The sequence below is a fragment of the Kitasatospora sp. NPDC048662 genome, assembly GCF_055587065.1.
In genome coordinates this window covers 103,322-123,527 of the sequence record NZ_JBVJHA010000001.1, presented here as the reverse complement: position 1 = coordinate 123,527, position 20,206 = coordinate 103,322, and the positions used below count along the sequence as shown (strand labels likewise).

Genomic DNA, 20,206 nt, shown 5'->3' with positions numbered 1-20,206 from the left:
CCGGCCGGTTCCGAACGCCGAGGGCCCCGCACTCCGTCTCCGGAGTGCGGGGCCCTCGGGCGCTCGGGGCGAGCGTTACTTCTTGATCACCAGGGTGCCGGCGGCACGGTCGTGCCAGCCCTGCAGCTTGCCGGAGTTGTCGAAGAACGGCGACAGGAAGACCAGCAGCATGCCGATGCCGCAGAGGAAGTAGCCGACCTGCGGAATGATGAAGCGGACGAAACCGGCGCCCGCGCCCGGGTTCTGACCGGTGTTCTCCTTGACCACGCGCAGGCCCAGGGCCATCTTGCCCAGGGTGGCGCCCGCGAAGCTGATCATCAGCCACTCGTAGAGCAGGTTGAAGATGGCGACCACCGCGACCATGCCGAACAGCGCGGCGGCGGCGCCGGTGGAGGCCTGCGCACGCTCGTTGACGCAGGCCTGGTACGCGGCGGTGCCGTAGCCCGTGCAGGTCTTGCTGGCGCCGTCCGTGAAGCCCAGCGCACCGGCCAGGCCCAGCGCCATCGCGATGCCGACGACGACACTGCTGATCAGGCCGTCCAGCAGGCGGGCCAGGAAACGCTGGCCCATGGTGGCGACCCGCACCATGCCGAGGTTGGCGATGTTGATGTAGCCGTTGTTGGCCTGGATCGTGCCGGGCATCTGCGGGTAGCCGTAGCCGTAACCGGGCTGCGGCGGCACCTGCGCCTGCGGGTAGCCGTAGCCGGGCTGCTGCGGCGGCTGCTGCGGGTAGCCGTAACCCGGTTGTGCCGGCTGCTGGCCGTAAGGGTTGTTGGGGTCGGGCGGGTAGCTCATCGATGCCTCCGGGCAGGAAGGAGCGTGGACGGAACGAAAAAATCCTGGGGACGGGTGGGCAGGGGACACGCCGACCGCGTCGGAGAGTAGCGGACGAGTCCGACGACGGGGGGATCAACAGTCAACCGCGGACCCTCCGTTCAGAGCGCGAGAATGCCGAAGCGGGCCAACTCCCAGGCCCAGGCGGCCATCGCGGCCGCGCCGAGCAGCAGGTTCCGGCGGCCGTACGACAGCCGGCGCCACCAGCGCCCCGGTCCCAGCGGCGCGAACAGCAGCGCCACCACCGCCACCGCCGTCACCGGGTTCGCCGCCAACGCGGCCCCCCAGTGCGCGTGACCGGCCTCGATGAACACGGTGGTGCTGCCGCAGAACGGGCACGGCACGCCGGTCATCAACCGCAACGGGCAGAGCACGCCCGGGTCGTGGGCGTCGTGCACCGCCGCCACCGCGAGCGCCGCCCCCGCCGCCGCGGCCGGCCGCACCAGCACCCGCGCCACCGCGCCCGGCACCGTACCGGCCGACCGCCACCGGCGGGCCGTCAGCGCGCCGCCGGACAGCGGCACCGGACAGGCCGTCACCGACCCGGCCGGCCCGGGAGTCGCGGGGTTCATGTGACGGTGAGCCCGAGGACGACGATGCCGAGGGTGATCAGTACGGACAGGGAGTTCAGCACGATGCCGCCGATCGCGGCGGTTCGGCCCGTACCACCCAGCTGCGCCGACCTGTTCAGGCCCGAGACGCCGAAGCCCAGACCCACCAGGCCCAGCACGCCGCCGTAGACGCAGGACAGCAGGACCGCGATGAAACCGATCACCACCGACGTCGTGGCGGCGTTGTTGTTCACCGCCATCGGAACGCCCGGCGGGTACGGGTGCGAGGGGTGCGGCGGCTGCTGCGGGTACCCGTAGCCGTAACCGGGCTGCGGCTGCGGTGGCTGCGGCGCCTGGGGATAGCCGTACGACGGCTGCTGCGGCGGCGGACCCGACGGGCCGCCGGCCTGGCCGTAACCGCCGTACGGATCCGGCTGGTACGGATTGCTCACGTGTCGATTCCCCCGACTGTGTTCGTCCCCCGCGGCCCGACGGTCCGTCACCAGGACCTGGGCGGCGGTACTTGCCTTGTCATCGTGAGCCTTGGCGCCGCACGCTGTCCAGCCACACGCAGGCCACGGACACGACCGTGGCACAACCGCAATCCCCCGGCACGCTCCGTGTCCGCCAGGGACGCTCCGTGCACGCCCGCCCGGCGGCACGGCGCGGACCCCGGATCCGGAAGAATGGAGACATGACTGCCCAGATTCTCGATGGCAAGGCCACCGCGGCCGCGATCAAGTCCGAACTCGCCGTCCGCGTGGCGGCCCTCAAGGAACGGGGCATCGTCCCCGGCCTCGGCACCGTCCTGGTCGGCGACGACCCGGGCAGCCGGTGGTACGTCAACGGCAAGCACCGCGACTGCGCGGAGATCGGCATCGCCTCCATCCAGCGCGAACTGCCCGCCACCGCCACCCAGGAAGACGTCGAGAACGTCGTCCGCGAGCTCAACGCCGACCCGGCCTGCACCGGCTACATCGTCCAGCTGCCGCTCCCCAAGGGCCTGGACCAGAACCGCGTGCTCGAACTCATGGACCCCGACAAGGACGCCGACGGCCTGCACCCGACCTCGCTCGGCCGCCTCGTCCTCGGCATCGACGGCCCGCTGCCCTGCACCCCGCTCGGCATCGTCGAACTGCTGCGCCGCCACGGCGTCGCCATCGACGGCGCCGAGGTCGTGGTCGTCGGCCGCGGCATCACCGTCGGCCGCTCCATCGGCCTGCTGCTCACCCGCCGCAGCGAGAACGCCACCGTGACGCTGTGCCACACCGGCACCCGCGACCTCGCTTTCCACCTGCGCAAGGCCGACATCGTGGTCGCCGCCGCGGGCGTCCCGCACCTGGTCAAGCCCGAGGACGTCAAGCCCGGTGCGGCCGTGCTGGACGTCGGCGTCTCCCGCAGCGAGGGCAAGATCGTCGGCGACGTGCACCCCGGCGTCGCCGAGGTCGCCGCCTGGATCTCCCCCAACCCCGGCGGCGTCGGCCCGATGACCCGCGCGATGCTCCTCAACAACATCGTCGAGGCGGCCGAGCGCCGCGCCGGCGTCTGAGACCGGTGCCCGGCGTCATGAAGCGCGCCCGCCGCCGACCCGTCACCACCGAAGGAACCCTCCCGCCGGAGGGTTCCCGGGCGGCACTCGGCCGTGGCCACACCCTCCCGCTCCGGCAGTGGCCGATCACCCTGGTCCTCGCCGTCGCCACCCTCGGCCTGCTGGTCACCTGGGCCGGAAACTTCCGGCTCGGCCTGCTCGCCGTCGGCGCCGCACCACTGCTCGGCGCCCTGCTGCGACTCGGCCTGCCGGACGTCGGCATGCTCGCCGTCCGCAGCCGGTTCACCGACGTCACCCTGATGTTCGTACTCGGCGGGGTGATCGTGCTGCTCACGCTGGTGGCGCAGCCCAACCCGTGGCTGAACGTCCCGATGCTGGACAACATCGGACGGCTCATCGGGCACCCCGTGCACTAGGCCCACGTCCGCAAGGTCGCGATCAGGTGCAGGTCATTGTCCTGCGTCGCGATCTTGCGGTCGGGTGCGTTCCCCTTCGCGCAGTTCTCCCCCAGCCCTGGCGGGCCGGGAGGTACCCCCACGCGCCCCTGTTTTCCCAGCCACCTGCCTTCGCGATAGCCTGTCTCGGGTCTCTCGACATCGAGAGATCATCCTCGGCTCCGGCGCGCCGATGTGCCTGGGGCGCCTGGCGACAGCTGGAGAAGGTAGATATGACTCGCACCCCCGTCAACGTCACCGTTACCGGAGCGGCCGGCCAGATCGGCTACGCGCTGCTCTTCCGCATCGCCTCCGGTCACCTGCTGGGTGCCGACGTGCCGGTGAACCTGCGCCTGCTGGAGATCCCGCAGGGCGTGAAGGCCGCCGAGGGTGTCGCCATGGAGCTGGACGACTGCGCGTTCCCGCTGCTGCGTGACATCACCATCACCGACCAGGCGAACGTCGCGTTCGACGGCGCCAACGTCGCGCTGCTGGTCGGCGCCCGTCCGCGTACCGCGGGCATGGAGCGCGGCGACCTGCTGTCCGCCAACGGCGGCATCTTCGGTCCGCAGGGCAAGGCGATCAACGCCCACGCCGCGGACGACATCAAGGTCCTGGTGGTCGGCAACCCGGCCAACACCAACGCCCTGATCGCCCAGCGCAACGCCCCGGACGTGCCGGCCGAGCGCTTCACCGCGATGACCCGCCTGGACCACAACCGCGCCGTCGCCCAGCTGGCGAAGAAGGCCGGCGTGACGGTCGAGGACGTCAAGAAGGTCACCATCTGGGGCAACCACTCCGCCTCGCAGTACCCGGACCTGTTCCACGCCGAGGTCTCCGGCAAGTCCGCGTTCGACGCCGTCGGCGCCGACCAGGAGTGGGTCGAGAACTTCTTCATCCCGAAGGTCGCCAAGCGCGGCGCCGAGATCATCGAGGTCCGCGGCGCGTCCTCGGCCGCCTCGGCCGCGAACGCCGCCATCGACCACGTGTACACCTGGGTCAACGGCACCCCGGCCGGCGACTGGACCTCGATGGGCATCGTCTCCGACGGCTCGTACGGCGTGCCGGAGGGCCTGATCTCCTCGTTCCCGGTCACCACCAAGGACGGCAAGTTCGAGATCGTCCAGGGCCTGGACCTCTCCGAGTTCGACCGCGCCCGGATCGACGCCTCCGTCAAGGAGCTCGCCGAGGAGCGCGACGCGGTGCAGGAGCTCGGCCTCATCTGAGTGCCGCTTTGCCGCGTGTGAACGGCCGGGTGCCCACGGGGCGCCCGGCCGTTCTCCTACACTCGGGCCGTGACCGAAACCCTGCAGGACGCCGCGCTCGTCCTGGTGTTCATCATGCTGGGCGGTCTGTTCAACGTCGCCGAGATCGCGCTGATCTCACTGCGCGAGGGGCAGATCCGCACCCTGGAGTCGGCCGGTTCACGCCGCGCCGCCCGGGCCGCGCACCTGGCGGCCGACCCGAACCGGTTCCTGGCCGCCGTGCAGGTCGGTGTGACGTGCATGGGCTTCCTGTCGGCGGCGTTCGGCGCCGACACGCTGGCCGGCAAACTCGCCCCGGTGTTCGTGAAGGCCGGACTCTCGGACGGCGTCGCGGACGCGGTCGCGCTGGTCGGCCTGACCCTGGTGATCTCCTACGCCTCCCTGGTGCTGGGCGAGTTGACGCCCAAGCGGATCGGCCTGCAGCGGGCCGAGTCGATCGCCCTGCTGGCCGCGCCGGTGGTGGACGTGATGTCGGTGGCGCTGCGTCCGGTGATCTGGCTGCTCGGCCACTCCACCAACCTGATGGTGCGCCTGCTGGGCGGTGACCCGTCCGCCGGCCGCGGCGTGATGAGCCCCGAGGAGCTCCGCGGCCTGGTCGCCGCCAACACCGAACTCGGTTCGGACGAACGCGAGTTGATCAACGAGGTGTTCGCGGCGGGGGAGCGCCAGCTGCGCGAGGTGATGGTGCCGCGGACCGAGGTGACCTTCCTGGACGGCGACCGCCTGGTGCGCGAGGTCCGCGCCGAGACCGACTCCTCCCCGCACTCCCGCTACCCGGTGGTCGAGGGCTCCTACGACGCCGTCACCGGCTTCGTGCACGTCCGCGACCTGTACGGGGTGCGCGGCGAACAGGCCGCCCGGGTCCGTGACCTGGCCCGCCCCGTCAAACTGCTGCCCGCCACCAAAAGGGTGCTGGAGGCGATGAGCGAGATGCGCCGCGAGGGCCACCACCTGGCCATCGTGGTCGACGAGTACGGCGGCACCGCCGGCATCGTCACCCTGGAGGACCTGGTCGAGGAGGTGATCGGCGAGATCCGCGACGAGTACGACGCCCAGGACACCACCGCGACCCGCCGCCTGGCCGGTGGCGGCGTCGAACTCGACGGCCTGCTCAATCTCGCCGACTTCACCGAGGAGACCGGCTTCACCCTGCCCGAGGGCCCCTACGAGACGGTCGCCGGCTTCGTGGTGCGCGAACTCGGCCGGCTGCCGCAGAAGGGCGACCAGGTGGTCACCGAGTCCGGCGCCCGGCTCACCGTGGCCCGCCTCGACGGACGCCGGATCGAACGGCTGCGGGTGAGTGCCGTCACACTGCCCAACCCGGGTGCGCCGGACGTTTCCTGAGCGGCCGGGGGAACTGGAACAATGGGCCCATGGTCAACGCAGCGGTCACCGGTCCGGTGAAGGACCGTCCCCGGGTGCTCTCCGGCATCCAGCCCACCTCAGGCTCATTCCACCTGGGCAACTACCTCGGCGCGGTACGTCAGTGGGTCGACATGCAGGAGGCCAACGACGCCTTCTACATGGTCGTCGACCTGCACGCGATCACCGTCGAACAGGACCCGGCGACGCTGCGGCAGAACACCCGGGTCTCGGTCGCGCAGCTGCTCGGCGCCGGTCTCGACCCCGAGCGCTGCACCCTGTTCGTGCAGTCCCAGGTGCCCGAGCACGCGCAGCTGGCCTGGGTGATGAACTGCCTCACCGGCTTCGGCGAGGCCTCCCGGATGACGCAGTTCAAGGACAAGTCCCTCAAGCACGGCGCGGACCGCACCACCGTCGGCCTGTTCACCTACCCGGTGCTGATGGTCGCCGACGTCCTGCTCTACCAGACCCAGACCGTCCCGGTCGGCGAGGACCAGCGCCAGCACCTGGAGCTCACCCGCGACCTCGCGGAGCGCTTCAACACCCGCTACGGCAAGACCTTCACCGTCCCCGAGCCGTACATCCTGAAGGCCACCGCCAAGATCCAGGACCTGCAGGACCCGAGCGCGAAGATGAGCAAGTCCGCGGCCAGCGACAAGGGCCTGATCAGCCTGCTCGACCCGCCGAAGACCAGCGCCAAGAAGTTCAAGAGCGCCGTCACCGACACCGACACCGTCGTCAGCTACGACGAGGCCAACAAGCCCGGCGTCTCCAACCTGCTGCGGATCCACTCCGCGCTCAGCGGGATGAGCATCGAGCAGCTGGTCGCGCACTTCGACGGCAAGATGTACGGCGCGCTGAAGACCGAACTGGCCGACCTGTTCACCGAATGGGTCACCCCGTTCCAGACCCGCACCCAGGAGTACCTGGACGACCCGGCCGAGCTGGACCGGGTGCTCGCGCTCGGCGCCGAGAAGGCCCGGGCGGTGGCGTCCGAGACGCTCGCCGAGGTGTACGACCGCGTCGGCTTCCTGGCGCCGAAGCGCTGATGCCGACGGCTGCCGCCCCCGATGGTGACGGGCTCGACGAGGCCGTCACCATCGGCGTGTCCATACACGTCCCGGAACCGTACGGCAGCCAGGTGCAGGACGCCCGGGCCGGCCACGGCGACCCGCAGGCCCGGGCGATACCCACCCACGTCACCCTGCTGCCGCCCACCGAGACCCGGGCCGACCGGCTCCCCGGAATCGAGCACCACCTGCGGACCGTGGCCGCCGCCAGCCGCCCGTTCCGCATGCTGCTCCAGGGCAGCGGAACCTTCCGCCCGGTCTCCCCTGTGGTCTTCGTCCGGGTCGAGGAGGGCGCCCACGAGTGCCGTGCCCTGGAAGCCGAAGTCCGCTCCGGCCCCCTGGCCCGCGAACTCGCCTTCCCCTACCACCCGCACGTCACCGTCGCCCACGGCCTCCCCGACCCCGTCCTGGACGAGGCCCACGAACAGGCCCGCACCTTCCGCGCGGTGTTCGAGGTCACCGAATTCGTCCTCTCGACGTTCGGTGCCGACGCGGTGTGGCGGCCCTGGCGCAGTTACGCGTTCGGCCGATCCTGAGCGTTCCGTTCGCGGATTCCCGGAGTTGTCTGGGAGTCCTTTGCCATTCCTTCGCCCGGGCTTTCCCCATTGTTACCGTCGAATGGGGCGATCGCGGGGCAGGAGAAGAATGGCTGGCAGGTCGATGCGGAAACTGGCGCGGCGTTCTGCGGGCCGGGTGCTTCGCCGACTGGGCGTCCTCCCGGCCCCCGCCGCTCCCGCCGCCGTTCCGGCCCCGCCGCCGGACCCGCGGCGGGTCCGCGAGGACGAGCTGCTGGCCGCCGACCGCCGGCTCGTGCGGCACCACGACCGGCTGGCCGAGCTCCGCGACGACCTGCTCGCCCCGCAGGCCCGCCAGGCCAACCTGACCGCCGTCGCCGGGGTGCTGGACGCCGCCGAGGTGCACTACACCCTGATCCCCGACCGCGGCCCGCGCCACCGACTGGCCGTTCCCCCCGGCGGCCGGGACCGGGTGCTGGACGTGGTCGCCGACGCCTTCCGCGGCGCCCCCGTGTACGCGGCGCTGCTCGGCCACGGCAGTGTGCACCGCACGGTGCTCGCCGAGGAGCTGCCGCAGGCCGTCGCCGAGCACGAGCTGCCGCCGCAGGCGGAGGAGACCGCGCAGGACACGGGCGAAGCGGTGGACGAGGCGAGCGAACCGGTGGAGCCTGTCGAGCCGCCCGAGCGGGTCAAGGGCGTGCGCCTGTTCCGGCCGGTGGTGACCGGTACCCGCACCCTGTACTACGGCTCGGACCACGGCTGCGACCTGGAGTTCTGGGACACCGACGGCTCGGCGCGCGGCGCCGTCGCCTCGATCGACCAGACCCCCTTCGGCTGGTGGCTGCCCTCACTGGAGGTGGCCGGCACCGTCCGGGTCGGCGACCACGACTACCCCGTCGCGGAACCGTTCCTGCAGGCCCTGCCCGAGGACGTCCGCTTCCCGGTGGACGCCGTGATCACCTGGGTCGACGACCGCGACCCCGCCTGGTGCCAACGCCGCGACGCCGCCCGTACCCGGCTGTACGGAGACGCCGGGCCGTCCGCCGACGACACCGACCACGACGACGGCGACCACCGCTACCGCAACCGCGACGAACTGCGCCACTGCCTGCGCTCGATCGCCATGTACGCCCCCTGGATCCGGCGGATCTTCCTGGTCACCGACGACCAGACGCCGTCGTGGCTGGACGCCTCGGTGCCCGGGCTGACCCTGGTGTCGCACCGCGAACTGCTGGACGGCGGACCGGTGTTCAACTCGCACGCGATCGAGACCGGACTGCACCGGATCCCCGGCCTGGCCGAGCACTTCCTGTACTTCAACGACGACATGTTCCTCGGCGGGCCGGTCCGCCCCGAGCACTTCTTCCTCGGCAACGGACTGCCCAGGGTCTTCCGCGACACCCGGATCGTCCCGCCGTCCGCCGGGGCCGGCTCCGCCGACGTCTACACGGCCGCCCAGCAGAACACCCGGCGGGCGCTGCAACGCGACCACGGCCGGGCCTTCACCAGGGTGCTCGCGCACGTCCCGTACGCGCTGCGGCGCACCCTGCTGGAGGACTCCGCGCGGCGCTGGCGGACCGAGCTGGAGGCCACCGGCCGCTCGGCGTTCCGCTCCGCCACCGACGTCGCCCCCGTCACCCTGGCGCTGTACCACGCGCAACTGCGCGGCGCCGCGGTGGACGGCACCCTCGCCCACGGGTACCTGGCAGTGGACTGCGCCGAGGACCGGGACCGGATGGCCCGGCTGCTCGACGAGCGCGACCTGCTGGCGTTCTGCCTGGCCGACGGGAGCGGCGACGGCAGCCCCGCGCAGGAGCAGGACCGGGCGATGGCCGCGTTCCTGGCCGCGTACTTCCCGGTGCCCGGCCCGTACGAGCGGCCGGCCGGCTCAGCCGGCGGCGCCGAGGGCGAGCATCCGGTCGACCAGGCGGACTGCTGCCCCGCCGTCGTCCAGCGGGCAGAACCGCTCGCGGAACGCGCGATAGTTCTCCCGGTACCGCGCCGGGTCGAGGTCGCGTAGCGCGGCCACCACCTGCTCGGAGCCGGTCAGCAGCGGGCCCGGGGCCTGCGCCTCGAAGTCGAAGGTGAAGCCGCGCAGGCGGTCGCGGTAGTGCTCCAGGTCGTAGGTGAAGAACAGCATCGGACGGCCGGTCACCGCGAAGTCGAACATCACCGAGGAGTAGTCGGTGACCAGCACGTCGGCGATCAGCAGCAGGTCCTGGACGTCCGGGTAGTCGGCGACGTCGCGGACGAAGTCGTCGTCCGGCAGCGCGCCGCCGCAGTGCACGTGCGGGCGCAGCAGCAGCACGTGGTCGTGGCCGAGGGCGGCCCGGGCGGCGGCCAGGTCGAGGTGCAGATCGACCTCGAAGCGGTCGCCGGCGCCGCGCCGGTCGTCCCGCCAGGTCGGCGCGTACAGCACCACCCGGCGGTCGGGCGGCACCCGCAGCCGGCGGCGGACGGCGGCCACCTCGTCCGGGTCGGACCGGACCAGCCGGTCGTTGCGCGGGTAGCCGCCTTCCAGCACCTCGCCGCGGTGGCCGAAGGAGGCGACCAGCTCCGGGGTGGCGAACGGGCTGGGCGACAGCAGCAGGCTCCACTGCCGCACCTCGCGGTCCAGCCGCTCCAGGTAGCCGCCGGCGGTGGTGCAGTTCTCCGGCATGCGGTGGCCGATCCGTTTCAGCGGGGTGCCGTGCCACAGCTGCACCACCACCTGGCCGTCGCGGCGGCGCAGGAAGTCCGGGAAGTGCGTGTTGCCGACCAGGTAGCGGCAGGTGGCGAGCGCCTCGTACCACTCGGGGCTCCACTGCCGGACCGCGCGCACCGGTCCGGGCGGCTGCTCCTGGCCGTCCTCGATCACCCACAGGTGCTCCAGCGGGAGCTTCCGGCGGGCGAGTTCGGCGTGCACGGCGCGCGGGTTGCAGGCGTAGCCGCGGCCGCCGAAGACGTCGTACAGCACGGCGTCGCGCAGCGGGCGGCGGCGGGCGGCCGGGTAGCTCTCGGTGCGCAGCCGGTGCTGGCGCAGGGCGCTGCGTTCGAGGGCGGCGAGCACCGGGAGGCTGTCCACGATCAGGGTGTCGTGCCAGCGGCGCTGCAGCAGGAAGGACTTGTCGCCGGACCGTCTTGGAGCCGGGAGCAGCGGGAGCGCGGCCGGGTGCAGGCGCAGCGGGTGGCCGGGGTGCCGGTCGGGGCCGGCGGGGCACAGCAGGGCCTCCCAGATGCCCTTGCCGAGCGGGCGGGGCACACCGTCGGGCCCGTCGGGGGTGAGCGGCAGTCGGACGGTGAAGCGGCCGCCCCCGTCCGGGGTGGGCGGGCGGACCGGTGTACGCCGTTCGCGCCCGTCGCCGCAGTGCCGCAGCACCAGCTCCAGCGGGGTGTCGGGGGCGCCGGGGAACTCTCCGGCGAGGTCGAAGCCGCCGTCCACGGGGGTGATCCGGTCGATCAGCGGTTCGGCCGGCTGGACGCAGAACTGCAGGCGGTCGTCGGCGAGTTGCTTGGCGTACAGCACTTGGCCGGCGCCCACCGGCAGCTGGCAGCTGCCGGTGGGCGGGTGGCGCAGGACGAGTGGGGCGTCGCCGTCGGGGAGCGTCAGTGAGGGCTCCCAGTGGCCCTCGGCGAGACGCGGGACCTTGCCGGCGAAGGCGGTGAACTCGTGGCCCTGCCAGTGCACCAGGCTCTGCACGACGGCGCCGGTGGCGCGGTGCCGCAGGACCAGGGCGCCGCTGGTGCCGGCGGCGGTGCCGCGCAGTTCGAAGCCGTCGGGGCGGGAGCGGCAGGAGTCGACCCGGGCGCGGGCCGGGCGCACCGTCAGGTGCAGCACGCCGTCCTCGACGGTCGGCACGAGCTGGAGCGCCGGGCCGGTCCACCCGGCGGGCGGGTACTCGCCGCTGCCGCACCAGTACGCGGCCAGCGGGGCGCGGGCCCGGCGCGGGCCGCTGCCGACCACCGCTTCGACCCGCCAGCCCGGGACCGGCCGCAGCGCGGGGGCGTGCAGCAGCGCCGGTTCGAGGTGGGCGGTGAACCCGGTCCAGTCGAGGCTGTGCCGGGTCTGCGCGCTGTCGTCGGTGGCCTCGGGCAGGTAGTGCGGGACGGTGCGCAGCCGCAGCGGGCGGCGGCTCCCGTCGGTGGGGTGCAGTTCCAGGACGATGCGGGTCTGTCCGGGGCGTTCGCCGGGTGTGTCGAGGAGTCGGCCTTCGCCGGTCAGGACGAGCTCCCCGCTCTCCCAGACGGCGCGGCGCAGCGCGGCGGCGGCGGCGGCGGCCGGTTCGGTGGGGCGCGCGGGCCGGGCGGTGGTGGGGCGCCGTACGAGGTGGGACATTCCAGATATCCCAGTGCACAATGCGGGGAAAAGTCAATTCCCCCCCTTTGCAAAAAAGGGAGGGAATTGACTTATTTGCATATGATATTCGATTTTCCTGGAGCTATTTCCCGCTCACTCGCCTTCGGCGAGCAGCGCGTCCGCCACCCGTCCGGCGGCATCGCCGTCGTCCAGGTCGCAGTACGCCTCGCGGAACGCCTCGTACTTCTCCGCGTACTCGGCGGTGACCTGCGGCAGGTTGCCGAGCGCCGCGACCACCTCGGCGGAGGTGCTGAGCAGCGGGCCCGGGGCCTTGGTCTCCAGGTCGAGGCTGAAGCCGCGCAGGTTGTCGCGGTAGTGCTCCAGGTCGTAGGTGAAGAACAGCACCGGACGGCCGGTGTTCATGAAGTCGAACACCGAGGCGGAGTAGTCGGTGACCAGGACGTCGGCGACCAGCAGCAGCTCCGCCATGTCGGGGTAGGTGCTGACGTCCCAGACGTAGCCGTTGCCGGCCTCGGGGAGACGGCCGCGGACCACCTCGTGGGCGCGGACCAGCAGGACCTGGTCGTCGCCGAGGGCGGCGCGGGCCGCTTCCAGGTCGAGCTGCAAGTTGAGCTGGTAGCCGCCGTCGGGCAGGCGCCGGTCCTCGCGGAAGGTGGGCGCGTAGAGCACCACCTGCTTGCCCTCGGGCAGGCCGAGCTGCTCGCGGACCCGCTCGGCGGTCTTCTCCCGGTCGGGGGCGAACAGCAGGTCGTTGCGCGGGTAGCCGCTCTCCAGCACCTTGCCCTCGAAGCCGAAGGCGCGGCGCAGCACGGGCGCGGCCCAGCGGCTGCCCGCCACCAGCAGGCTCCACTGCGGCACCTCCTCCTTGAGGTGCTCCAGGTAGCCGGAGTCGGTGAACCAGACCTTCTCGAAGTCGGTGCCGATCCGCTTCAGCGGGGAGCCCTGCCAGGTCTGCAGGACGACCTGGCCGGGGCGGCGGCGGAAGTACGTCGGCAGGTGGGTGGAGGTGACGATGTACTTGGCGGTGGACAGCGCCTCGAACCACTCGGGGGAGCGGTGCCGGACGCACTCGGCGGTCTGCGGCAGCTCGGCCTGCAGATCGACGGAGGTCCACAGGTGGCGCAGCGGAAGGCCGCGGCGGACCAGCTCCTCGTGCACGGCGCGCGGCGAGTCCGCGTACAGGCCGCCGTCGGCGGCCCACCAGTCCTCGCGGACGGTGTGGTAGAGCACGGTGTTGGTGAGCGGACGGCGCTGCCCCTCGGTGTACGCGGTGCGCAGCTGCCGCTGCCGGTAGCCACTGCGCTCGGCGGGGGACAGCGGGTCGTGGGACTCCAGCGACAGGCTGTCGAAGGCGCGGCGCTCCAGGGCGACCCGCTTGCCGCGGGCCTCCAGCTCCAGCGGCAGGGCGTCGAAGGTGGACGCGGCGAGCACCGCGGCCGGCCACTCGCTGTCGACGGCGGCGCCGACCGGGCGGAACAGCACCGTCCAGGTGCCCTTGTGCAGCGGGACCTCTCCGGCGAAGGACGCGGTCGGCACCGCGGGCAGCGCGGCCCGGAAGCGGCCGTCGGCGATCTCCACCGGGTAGGCGTGCTCCTCGCGGCGCTTGCCGTGCAGGATCACCAGTTCGTAGCGGTGGGTGCCGGGCAGCGGGAAGGAGCCGCTGAGCATGAAGCCCTCGCCGCCCTTGGCCCGGGTGATCTCCTCGACGACCGGCTGCAGCACCTGGTCGCACAGCTGCAGGTAGCCGCTGGGGGAGGGCTTGGCGTACAGCGCGCGGGCGCCGTCGCCGAGCGGCAGGTGCAGGCCGACGGGGGCGCGGCGGTCGTCCAGGACGACCGGCAGGCCGGTGCCGTCGGAGAGCTTGAGTTCGAGGTCCCAGCGGTCGCGGGTGCGCTTCTCGGAGGTCGGGTCGAGGGCGTTCCAGGCCTCCCGGACGGCGGTCAGGTCGGCGACCCGGACCTGCGCGGTGAACGGCAGGTCGCGGCCGGACGGGACGCCCAGGTCCAGCGGGACGGCCACGTCGCGCTCGGACTCGACGTGCTTCAGCCGCAGTTCGGCGCCGGCCAGGTCGGCGCCGGAGCGGACCAGGCCGTGCAGTTCGAGGGTGCCGTTCTCGGCGGACACCGCGGTGGCGCGGGCACGCACCCGCTCCACCCGCAGCAGCAGGTGGCCGTCGCGCTGCCACGGCACCACCCGGACGTCGTCCTCGACCCAGTGCACGGGCGCGTACTCGGCGCGGTCGTGCCAGCCGACCGACACCCGGCCCTTGTAGACGCCGCCCTTGCCGACGCCGGCCACCAGCACCCGCCAGGAGCCGTCCTTCCACTCGCCGCGGTGCTTGAGCCGCTGCGGGTCGATGGTGGCGGAGAAGCCCGCCCAGTCGCAGCTGTACAGGTCGTGCGGGGAGCTGGCGGTGGCCTCCGGGCTGAACTCGGCCCGGGTCTGCACCGCCACCACCCGGCGGCTCTTGGCCTCGCGCAGGACCAGCGCCTTGACCATGTCGTGCTTGTTCTCGGCGCCCAGGTGCTCGGGGAAGGCGTGCCCGGTCAGCTGGAGCCGGCCGCCCGACCAGCGGGCGTCGTACACCCGGGAGCGCATCACCAGGGCGTTGCTCAGCCGCAGCACGTCCGCCGGGACGCTCTTGCGTCCGCCGCGCAGGAACGGATAGTCGGCGTACGGGCGGAGCAGGCCGCGGGCCGGGGCGGCGCCGTTGCTGTCCTTCTCGAAGCGCAGCTGCTCGATCAGCTCGGCGAGCCGGCCCTGCAGGGTCAGGTGGTACTTGAGCTTCAGCGGGGCGCGCAGCTTGCGGACCTGGTCCGGGCCGATGGCGCGCAGCAGGCGGCCGACCGACTCCAGGTAGGCGGCGTTGTACTCCGGGTCGCCCTCCAGCACCGAGCCGAAGAACATCGGGATCTCCTCGACGAGGTTGTTCTCGTCGTAGGAGTGCAGGTACTTGCGGAACTTCGGGTCGGTCTGCTTGCCCAGCCAGTCGCGGACCAGCTCCATCGACTTGACCCGGTCGATGACGCCCTTCGGGTTGGTTTTCATCTGGGTGATCGACATCTCGCCGACCTCCCGCTCGCGCCAGTGGTAGATCGGCTCGGCGAGCACGTCCACCCGGCGGGCCAGGTAGTGGTGCGGCACGCTGACCGGGGCGTCCTCGTACAGGATGCCCTCGGGGTAGAGCACACCGGCCTGGTCGAAGAACGAGCGGCGGTACACCTTGTTCCACGCGGTGCGGTCGGTGACCAGCGCCGGGATCTCGGTGATGTGGGTGCGCAGCCGGGTCGCCGCGAACGGCTTGCGGTGGCCGCCGGACTGGTAGTGGCCGACGGCGCGGAAACGCAGCACGTTGCCGGTGCAGAAGTCCGAGCCGGTCTCGTCCAGCGTGCCGATCATCAGCTCGTATGCGGACGGCGGCATGGTGTCGTCACTATCGACGAACGCGAGGAACTCGGTGCCCTCGGAGATGTGCCGGTAACCGGTGTTGCGCGCCGCGCCGAGGCCCTTGTTCACCTGCTGGACCAGCCGGAAGCGCGAGTCCTTCGCGGCGTAGGCCTTCGCGATGGACGCGCTGGAGTCCTTGGAGCCGTCGTCGACCATGACACATTCGAAGTCGTCGAAGGTCTGGGCGGCGATCGAGTCGAGGCACTCCTCGAGATAGCGCTCGACGTTGTAGATCGGGACGACGACGGACAGACGGGGGGCCATCGGGAGCGCAGAGCCTTTCCTCAGGGAGTGCGGCCGGGTGGGCCCGGCAGATGTGTCGAACCCGGACCGGCACCGGCCGCGATCCTACCTCTCCGGGCTTGCTAGTCTGCGCCTGGCCAGGCCAGGTCAGGAGAGTGAAGAGATGCCGCGGTTCAGCGTGATCGTGCCCGTCCACGCCGTCGAGGAGTACCTCCCCGCCTGCCTGGAGTCCGTCCTCGGGCAGACCTTCACCGACTTCGAACTGATCGCCGTGGACGACCGCTCGCCCGACGGCTGCGGCGCGATCCTCGACGAAGTCGCCTACCGGGACAAGCGGGTGACGGTCCGTCACCTGGAGCAGAACGTCGGCCTGGGCCTCGCCCGCAACGCCGGACTCGAACTCGCCACCGGCGACTATCTGCTGTTCCTGGACAGCGACGACACCCTCACCCCCGACCTGCTGGCCGCCACCGACGCCCGGCTGCGCGCCACCGGCGACCCCGACCTGCTGGTGTACGACTACGCCCGCAGCTACTGGGACGGCCGCGTGGTGCGCTCCGCCTCCGCCCCCGTGTTCGCCAAGCCCGGCGCCGACACCTTCACCCTGGACGAGCGCCGCGACCTGCTCGACCTGCTCCAGGTGGTGTGGAACAAGGCCTACCGCCGCGAATTCGTCCAGCAGCAGGGCCTGACCTTCCCGCCCGGGTACTACGAGGACACCCCCTGGACCTACCCGGCGCTGCTCGCCGCCGAGTCCATCACCCTGCTCGACCAGGTCGGCGTGCACTACCGGCAGCGCCGCGAGGGCGGCAACATCCTGGCCACCGCCTCCCGCAAGCACTTCGACGTCTTCGAGCAGTACGACCGGGTGTTCGCCTTCCTCGACGCCCGCCCCGACCTGGACCGCTGGCGGCCGGTCATCTACCGGATGATGCTCGGCCACCTCGCCACCGTCGTCACCAAGCCCGGACGCGTCCCGGCCGCCGACCGCCGCGAGTTCTTCCGCCGCGCCGCCGAGCACTGCGCCCGGCACCGCCCGGCCGGCTACCGGCCGCCCGCCGGGCCGGAGGGCGTGCGCGGCGAACTGCTCAGCCGCGGCAGCTACCTGGGCTTCCAGAGCCTGCGGGTGCTGGCCAAGGCCCGCCGCGCGGTGCGCCGCTGAGCCGCCTTCGAGCCGGCTTCGAGTCGGCTTCGAGTCGCCCTTGAGCTGCTTCGAGCCACCTTCGAGTTGCCGTTGAGCCGCTTTCGAGCCGCTTTCGAGCTGCCGTTGAGCCGCTTTCGAGCCGCTTTCGAGCTGCCGTTGAGCCGCTTTCGAGCTGCTTCGGAGCCGCTTTCGAAGCGCTGAGCCGCTGAGCCGTCCGGCCGACGGCGCGTCACCCGGACGCCGCATCGTCCGGCCGGTATACAGCGGAGGATGGACTTCCTCACCGGCCTGCCCCTGATCGGTCCGCTGGTGGCCCGGATCCTGCGCAGCCGCCCGTACCTGGTCTACCGGCTGTTCGCCGACGTGGAGGGCAACCGGCTGGCCGGGGCGGTCACCTTCTTCGGGTTCCTGGCCCTGTTCCCGCTGCTCACCGTGGCCCTGGCGATCGCGCTGGCCACGCTCTCCGACTCCCGGGTGCACCAGCTCCAGGAGAAGATCGCCGAACAGCTGCCCGGCCTCGCCGACGCGCTCGACCTGAACGCGATGGTCGCCAACGCCGGCACCGTCGGACTGCTCTCCGGCGCCCTGCTGCTGGCCTCCGGCCTCGGCTGGGTGGACACCATGCGCGGCGCGGTGCGCACCGTGTGGCGCCTGCCCGACGAGGGCGGGAACCTCGTTCAGGTGAAAGCCCGGGACAGCGTGGTGCTGCTCGGACTGGGCCTGGTCTGCCTCGCCTCGCTGGCGGCGTCCGCGGTCGCCACCACGCTCGCGCACCGGTTCTCCGACTGGCTCGGCCTGGACGGCGGGGGCGCCCGCCGGCTGCTGTCCGGGCTCGGTTTCCTGATCGCCGTCTGCGCCGACCTGCTGCTCTTCTGCTACCTGCTCGGCCCGTTCCCGCGGATCGTGGTCCAGCGCCGCCGGGCCCTGCTGCAAGGGGCGCTGATCGGCGCGGTCGGCTTCGAGCTGCTCAAAGTGGCGCTCTCCTCGTACCTGGGTTCGGTCGCCGGCCGCAGCCTGTACGGGGCGTTCGGGGTGCCCGTGGCACTGCTGCTGTGGATCAACTTCGTGTCCAGACTGCTGATGTACTGCGCGGCCTGGACGGCACTCGCCGACCCGGAGGCCGCCCGCCGACGGGCCGTCAGACAGGCCGAGGCGGCACTGGCGCAGGCTGGTGAAACGCCTCGTTCACCCCCTGTCCGACATGCGGACAACTGACTATGATCCCGGTCACAACATCAAGCTCGGCCGTCCCGCCGTCCGACCGTCCTGCCGGTGCGTCCTCGCGCCCCGGCCACCTTCCCAGGAGGCCGTGTGTCACTCGACACCACCGCCGCTCCGCCCGTGCCCGCCACCCCCGACGATGTTCCCGGGTGGTTCTTCCGCGTCGACCGTGAGGTCTTCTCCTGGCTGCTCAGCCGCCAGAGCGAGGCCGGCGTCACCGGCGACCTGCTGGAGATGGGCGCCTACCTGGGCCGCTCCGCGATCCTGCTCGGTGACCACCTTCACCCCGGGGAGACCTTCACCGTCTGCGACCTGTTCGACATGGACGCGCCGGACGACGAGAACTCCGCCGAGATGTCGATGTCCTACCGCTCGACCCTCACCCGGCGCGCCTTCGAGACCAACTACCAGGCCTTCCACGCCGAACTGCCGACGATCGTGCAGGCCCCCACCTCGGTGCTCGCCGACGGCCGGATCCCCACCGACAGCTGCCGCTTCGTCCACATCGACGCCTCGCACCTGTACGAGCACGTCGCGGGCGACATCCGGGTGGCCCGCGACGTCCTCGCCGGCAACGGCGTGGTCTCCCTCGACGACTACCGCGCCCCGCACACCCCCGGCGTGCACGCCGCCGTCTGGGAGGCCGTGTTCACCCTCGGCCTGAAGCCGGTGCTGCTCACCCCCGAGAAGTTCTACGGCACCTGGGGCGACCCGGACGCGGTCCGCGCCGACCTGTTCGCCCGGGACTGGCGGGGCGAGGGCTTCCGGATGGACGAGGAGTACCTGGCCGGGCAGACCTGCCACCGCCTCGCCTGGGACGAGCCGTCCGGCCGCTCGGACACCACCGCCGGGGCCCAGGCCGGCAGCCCGGCCGGACCCGCCGGCCGCCCGCGCCCGCGGCGCTCGCTCGCCCGCCGGGTCGCGCTCGACGTGATGCCCCCGGTCGCCACCCGCGCGGTACGCCGCGCCTTGGCCGCCGGGCGCGCCCGCAAGTCCGACTAGCGCCACTCGGGCGGCCTGCTGCGGGCCCGGGCCTCCCGCAGGGCGGCCCGGCGGCGCAGCACGCGCAGCCGCAGCATCCCGCCCGCCGCGACCGCCGCGCACACGCCGACCCCCGTCCAGGTCGCCGCGCCCGGGCTGTTCGCCCTGGCGTGCGCGGCCCGCACCGGGTCGGGTTGCTTCGCGGGCGGGTCGGCGGACGGCGCGGCCGGTGCGGACGGGGCTTCGGTGACCGGCCGGGCCCGGTCCTCGGCCAGCGCACCCACCGGGGTGACCTTGCCCGCCGCGGCGAAGCCCCAGTCGAGCAGCGCCGCCGCCTCGTCGTACACCTTCGGGCTGCTGTCCGGGTGCATCACCGTCACCAGCAGGGTGCGGCTGCCGCGCACGGCGGCGCCCGTGTAGGTCGCGCCCGCGTTGGTGGTGTAACCATTCTTCACGCCGATCAGCCCCGGGTACTTGCCGAGCAGCCGGTCGGTGTTGGCGATGCCGAAACTGCCGCGCTGCCCGTTCTTGTCGACCGCGCCGGGGAACTGCGCCCAGCGGGTGCCGCAGTACCCGCGGAACTCCTCGTTGCGCAGGCCCGCCCGGGCGAACAGCGTCAGGTCGTACGCGGAGGTGACCTGCCCGTCCATGTCGTAACCGTCCGGGCTGACCACATGGGTGTCGCGGGCCTGCAACTGGTCCGCGCGGGCCTGCATGTCGGTGACGGTCTTCGCCACCCCGCCGTTCATGTTCGCCAGCACGTGCACCGCGTCGTTGCCGGAGGACAGGAACACCCCGCGCCACAGGTCCTCGACCTTGTAGTCCAGGTCCTCCTTGATGCCGACCAGGCTGCTGCCCGCACCCATCCCCTGCAGCTCCGCCGAGGTCACCCGGTGCACCTCGTCCGCCGGGAAGCGCGGCAGCACGGTGTCCGCGAACAGCATCTTCAGGGTGGACGCCGGCGGCAGCTGCGCATGCGCGTTGAACGCCGCCAGCACCTCGCCGCTGCCCGCGTCCGCCACCACCCAGGCCTTCCCGGTCAGACCGGACGGCAACGGCGGCGCCCCCGCGCCCAGTGCGACCTGCACGCCCGCCGCGCCCAGCCGGTCGCCGCCCACCACGGGGGGCGGCGGGGCATCGCCGGAAGTCATGGCGCTCGCGGCCGGACGGCCGACCGGGAGCAGCACCAGCGCGGCCGCGGACGAACCGAGGACGATCCGGCGGATTGTCTGCATTCCCGGAAGCTAACCCGCGACCCGCCGCCCCACCGTCGAAGGTGCCTCCCGGCGCCAC

15 protein-coding genes and 1 pseudogene are annotated in these 20,206 nt (G+C 72.4%); 10 read left to right on the top strand and 6 right to left on the bottom strand.

Translation table 11 applies throughout. From position 1 onward, the window contains the following. Positions 1-75: 75 nt before the first annotated feature. From ACZ6R9_RS00525 to ACZ6R9_RS00515, 3 genes are all read right to left on the bottom strand, one after another. Positions 76-795 (bottom strand): RDD family protein, encoded by a 720-nt coding sequence (locus ACZ6R9_RS00525; protein WP_380488603.1) that lies wholly within the window; start codon positions 793-795, stop codon positions 76-78. Between the two features lie 140 nt (positions 796-935). Continuing rightward, positions 936-1,406 (bottom strand): DUF2752 domain-containing protein, encoded by a 471-nt coding sequence (locus ACZ6R9_RS00520; RefSeq protein WP_380488604.1) that lies wholly within the window; start codon positions 1,404-1,406, stop codon positions 936-938. Further along, positions 1,403-1,837 carry a hypothetical protein gene (locus tag ACZ6R9_RS00515; protein WP_380488605.1) on the bottom strand — a complete coding sequence of 145 codons (435 nt, stop codon included), beginning with the start codon at positions 1,835-1,837 and terminating at the stop codon, positions 1,403-1,405. The genes ACZ6R9_RS00520 and ACZ6R9_RS00515 overlap by 4 nt, the downstream gene beginning before the upstream one ends. Before the next feature lie 242 nt (positions 1,838-2,079). Between ACZ6R9_RS00515 and ACZ6R9_RS00510 the strand changes: the two genes are divergently transcribed. From ACZ6R9_RS00510 to ACZ6R9_RS00480, 7 genes and pseudogenes are all read left to right on the top strand, one after another. Beyond that, the gene (locus ACZ6R9_RS00510; protein WP_380488606.1) at positions 2,080-2,934 is read left to right on the top strand and encodes a bifunctional methylenetetrahydrofolate dehydrogenase/methenyltetrahydrofolate cyclohydrolase; all 855 of its coding nucleotides are present in this window, start codon (positions 2,080-2,082) and stop codon (positions 2,932-2,934) included. Between the two features lie 17 nt (positions 2,935-2,951). Beyond that, positions 2,952-3,350: a DUF3017 domain-containing protein gene (locus tag ACZ6R9_RS00505; RefSeq protein ID WP_380488607.1), complete on the top strand. Its 399-nt coding sequence runs from the start codon at positions 2,952-2,954 to the stop codon at positions 3,348-3,350. A gap of 251 nt (positions 3,351-3,601) precedes the next feature. Continuing rightward, positions 3,602-4,594, top strand: coding sequence for a malate dehydrogenase (locus ACZ6R9_RS00500; RefSeq protein ID WP_380488608.1), 993 nt, complete (start codon positions 3,602-3,604; stop codon positions 4,592-4,594). 69 nt (positions 4,595-4,663) lie between these two features. Continuing rightward, the gene (locus ACZ6R9_RS00495; protein ID WP_380488609.1) at positions 4,664-5,977 is read left to right on the top strand and encodes a hemolysin family protein; all 1,314 of its coding nucleotides are present in this window, start codon (positions 4,664-4,666) and stop codon (positions 5,975-5,977) included. Between the two features lie 29 nt (positions 5,978-6,006). After that, positions 6,007-7,044 (top strand): tryptophan--tRNA ligase, encoded by a 1,038-nt coding sequence (gene trpS / locus ACZ6R9_RS00490; protein WP_465535574.1) that lies wholly within the window; start codon positions 6,007-6,009, stop codon positions 7,042-7,044. Beyond that, on the top strand, positions 7,044-7,601 hold the full coding sequence (locus ACZ6R9_RS00485) for a 2'-5' RNA ligase family protein (RefSeq protein ID WP_465535572.1): 558 nt from the start codon (positions 7,044-7,046) through the stop codon (positions 7,599-7,601). Before trpS ends, ACZ6R9_RS00485 begins: the two co-directional genes overlap by 1 nt. Positions 7,602-7,683: 82 nt before the next feature. Continuing rightward, positions 7,684-9,459 (top strand): annotated as a pseudogene (locus tag ACZ6R9_RS00480) (stealth conserved region 3 domain-containing protein); the annotation flags it as partial. Positions 9,460-9,468: 9 nt separating this feature from the next. Here the strand turns inward: ACZ6R9_RS00480 and ACZ6R9_RS00475 are convergent. Both ACZ6R9_RS00475 and ACZ6R9_RS00470 read right to left on the bottom strand, forming a co-directional pair. Then, on the bottom strand, positions 9,469-11,895 hold the full coding sequence (locus ACZ6R9_RS00475; protein WP_465535570.1) for a CDP-glycerol glycerophosphotransferase family protein: 2,427 nt from the start codon (positions 11,893-11,895) through the stop codon (positions 9,469-9,471). A gap of 114 nt (positions 11,896-12,009) precedes the next feature. Next, positions 12,010-15,588, bottom strand: coding sequence for a bifunctional glycosyltransferase/CDP-glycerol:glycerophosphate glycerophosphotransferase (locus ACZ6R9_RS00470; RefSeq protein WP_465535568.1), 3,579 nt, complete (start codon positions 15,586-15,588; stop codon positions 12,010-12,012). A 142-nt stretch (positions 15,589-15,730) separates the two neighbouring features. Between ACZ6R9_RS00470 and ACZ6R9_RS00465 the strand changes: the two genes are divergently transcribed. The 3 genes from ACZ6R9_RS00465 to ACZ6R9_RS00455 all read left to right on the top strand — a co-directional run bounded on the left by ACZ6R9_RS00465 (position 15,731) and on the right by ACZ6R9_RS00455 (position 18,934). Further along, entirely contained in the window at positions 15,731-16,729 is a 999-nt protein-coding gene (locus ACZ6R9_RS00465; protein ID WP_465535566.1) for a glycosyltransferase family 2 protein, read from the top strand. A gap of 252 nt (positions 16,730-16,981) precedes the next feature. After that, positions 16,982-17,926: a YihY/virulence factor BrkB family protein gene (locus ACZ6R9_RS00460; RefSeq protein WP_380488615.1), complete on the top strand. Its 945-nt coding sequence runs from the start codon at positions 16,982-16,984 to the stop codon at positions 17,924-17,926. A gap of 96 nt (positions 17,927-18,022) precedes the next feature. Then, positions 18,023-18,934 carry a class I SAM-dependent methyltransferase gene (locus ACZ6R9_RS00455; RefSeq protein ID WP_465535563.1) on the top strand — a complete coding sequence of 304 codons (912 nt, stop codon included), beginning with the start codon at positions 18,023-18,025 and terminating at the stop codon, positions 18,932-18,934. Here ACZ6R9_RS00455 and ACZ6R9_RS00450 read toward each other — a convergent pair. Beyond that, positions 18,931-20,148 carry a D-alanyl-D-alanine carboxypeptidase family protein gene (locus ACZ6R9_RS00450; protein ID WP_380487142.1) on the bottom strand — a complete coding sequence of 406 codons (1,218 nt, stop codon included), beginning with the start codon at positions 20,146-20,148 and terminating at the stop codon, positions 18,931-18,933. The genes ACZ6R9_RS00455 and ACZ6R9_RS00450 overlap by 4 nt on opposite strands. Between the last annotated feature and the right edge of the window lie 58 nt (positions 20,149-20,206).

Bases quoted from the DNA above. Each gene is read 5' to 3' on its own strand.
- ACZ6R9_RS00525 (WP_380488603.1), bottom strand. From the start codon at position 795: ATGAGCTACCCGCCCGACCCCAACAACCCTTACGGCCAGCAGCCGGCA.
- ACZ6R9_RS00520 (WP_380488604.1), bottom strand. From the start codon at position 1,406: ATGAACCCCGCGACTCCCGGGCCGGCCGGGTCGGTGACGGCCTGTCCG.
- ACZ6R9_RS00510 (WP_380488606.1), top strand. From the start codon at position 2,080: ATGACTGCCCAGATTCTCGATGGCAAGGCCACCGCGGCCGCGATCAAG.
- ACZ6R9_RS00505 (WP_380488607.1), top strand. From the start codon at position 2,952: ATGAAGCGCGCCCGCCGCCGACCCGTCACCACCGAAGGAACCCTCCCG.
- ACZ6R9_RS00500 (WP_380488608.1), top strand. From the start codon at position 3,602: ATGACTCGCACCCCCGTCAACGTCACCGTTACCGGAGCGGCCGGCCAG.
- trpS (WP_465535574.1), top strand. From the start codon at position 6,007: ATGGTCAACGCAGCGGTCACCGGTCCGGTGAAGGACCGTCCCCGGGTG.
- ACZ6R9_RS00485 (WP_465535572.1), top strand. From the start codon at position 7,044: ATGCCGACGGCTGCCGCCCCCGATGGTGACGGGCTCGACGAGGCCGTC.
- ACZ6R9_RS00475 (WP_465535570.1), bottom strand. From the start codon at position 11,895: ATGTCCCACCTCGTACGGCGCCCCACCACCGCCCGGCCCGCGCGCCCC.
- ACZ6R9_RS00470 (WP_465535568.1), bottom strand. From the start codon at position 15,588: ATGGCCCCCCGTCTGTCCGTCGTCGTCCCGATCTACAACGTCGAGCGC.
- ACZ6R9_RS00465 (WP_465535566.1), top strand. From the start codon at position 15,731: ATGCCGCGGTTCAGCGTGATCGTGCCCGTCCACGCCGTCGAGGAGTAC.
- ACZ6R9_RS00460 (WP_380488615.1), top strand. From the start codon at position 16,982: ATGGACTTCCTCACCGGCCTGCCCCTGATCGGTCCGCTGGTGGCCCGG.
- ACZ6R9_RS00450 (WP_380487142.1), bottom strand. From the start codon at position 20,148: ATGCAGACAATCCGCCGGATCGTCCTCGGTTCGTCCGCGGCCGCGCTG.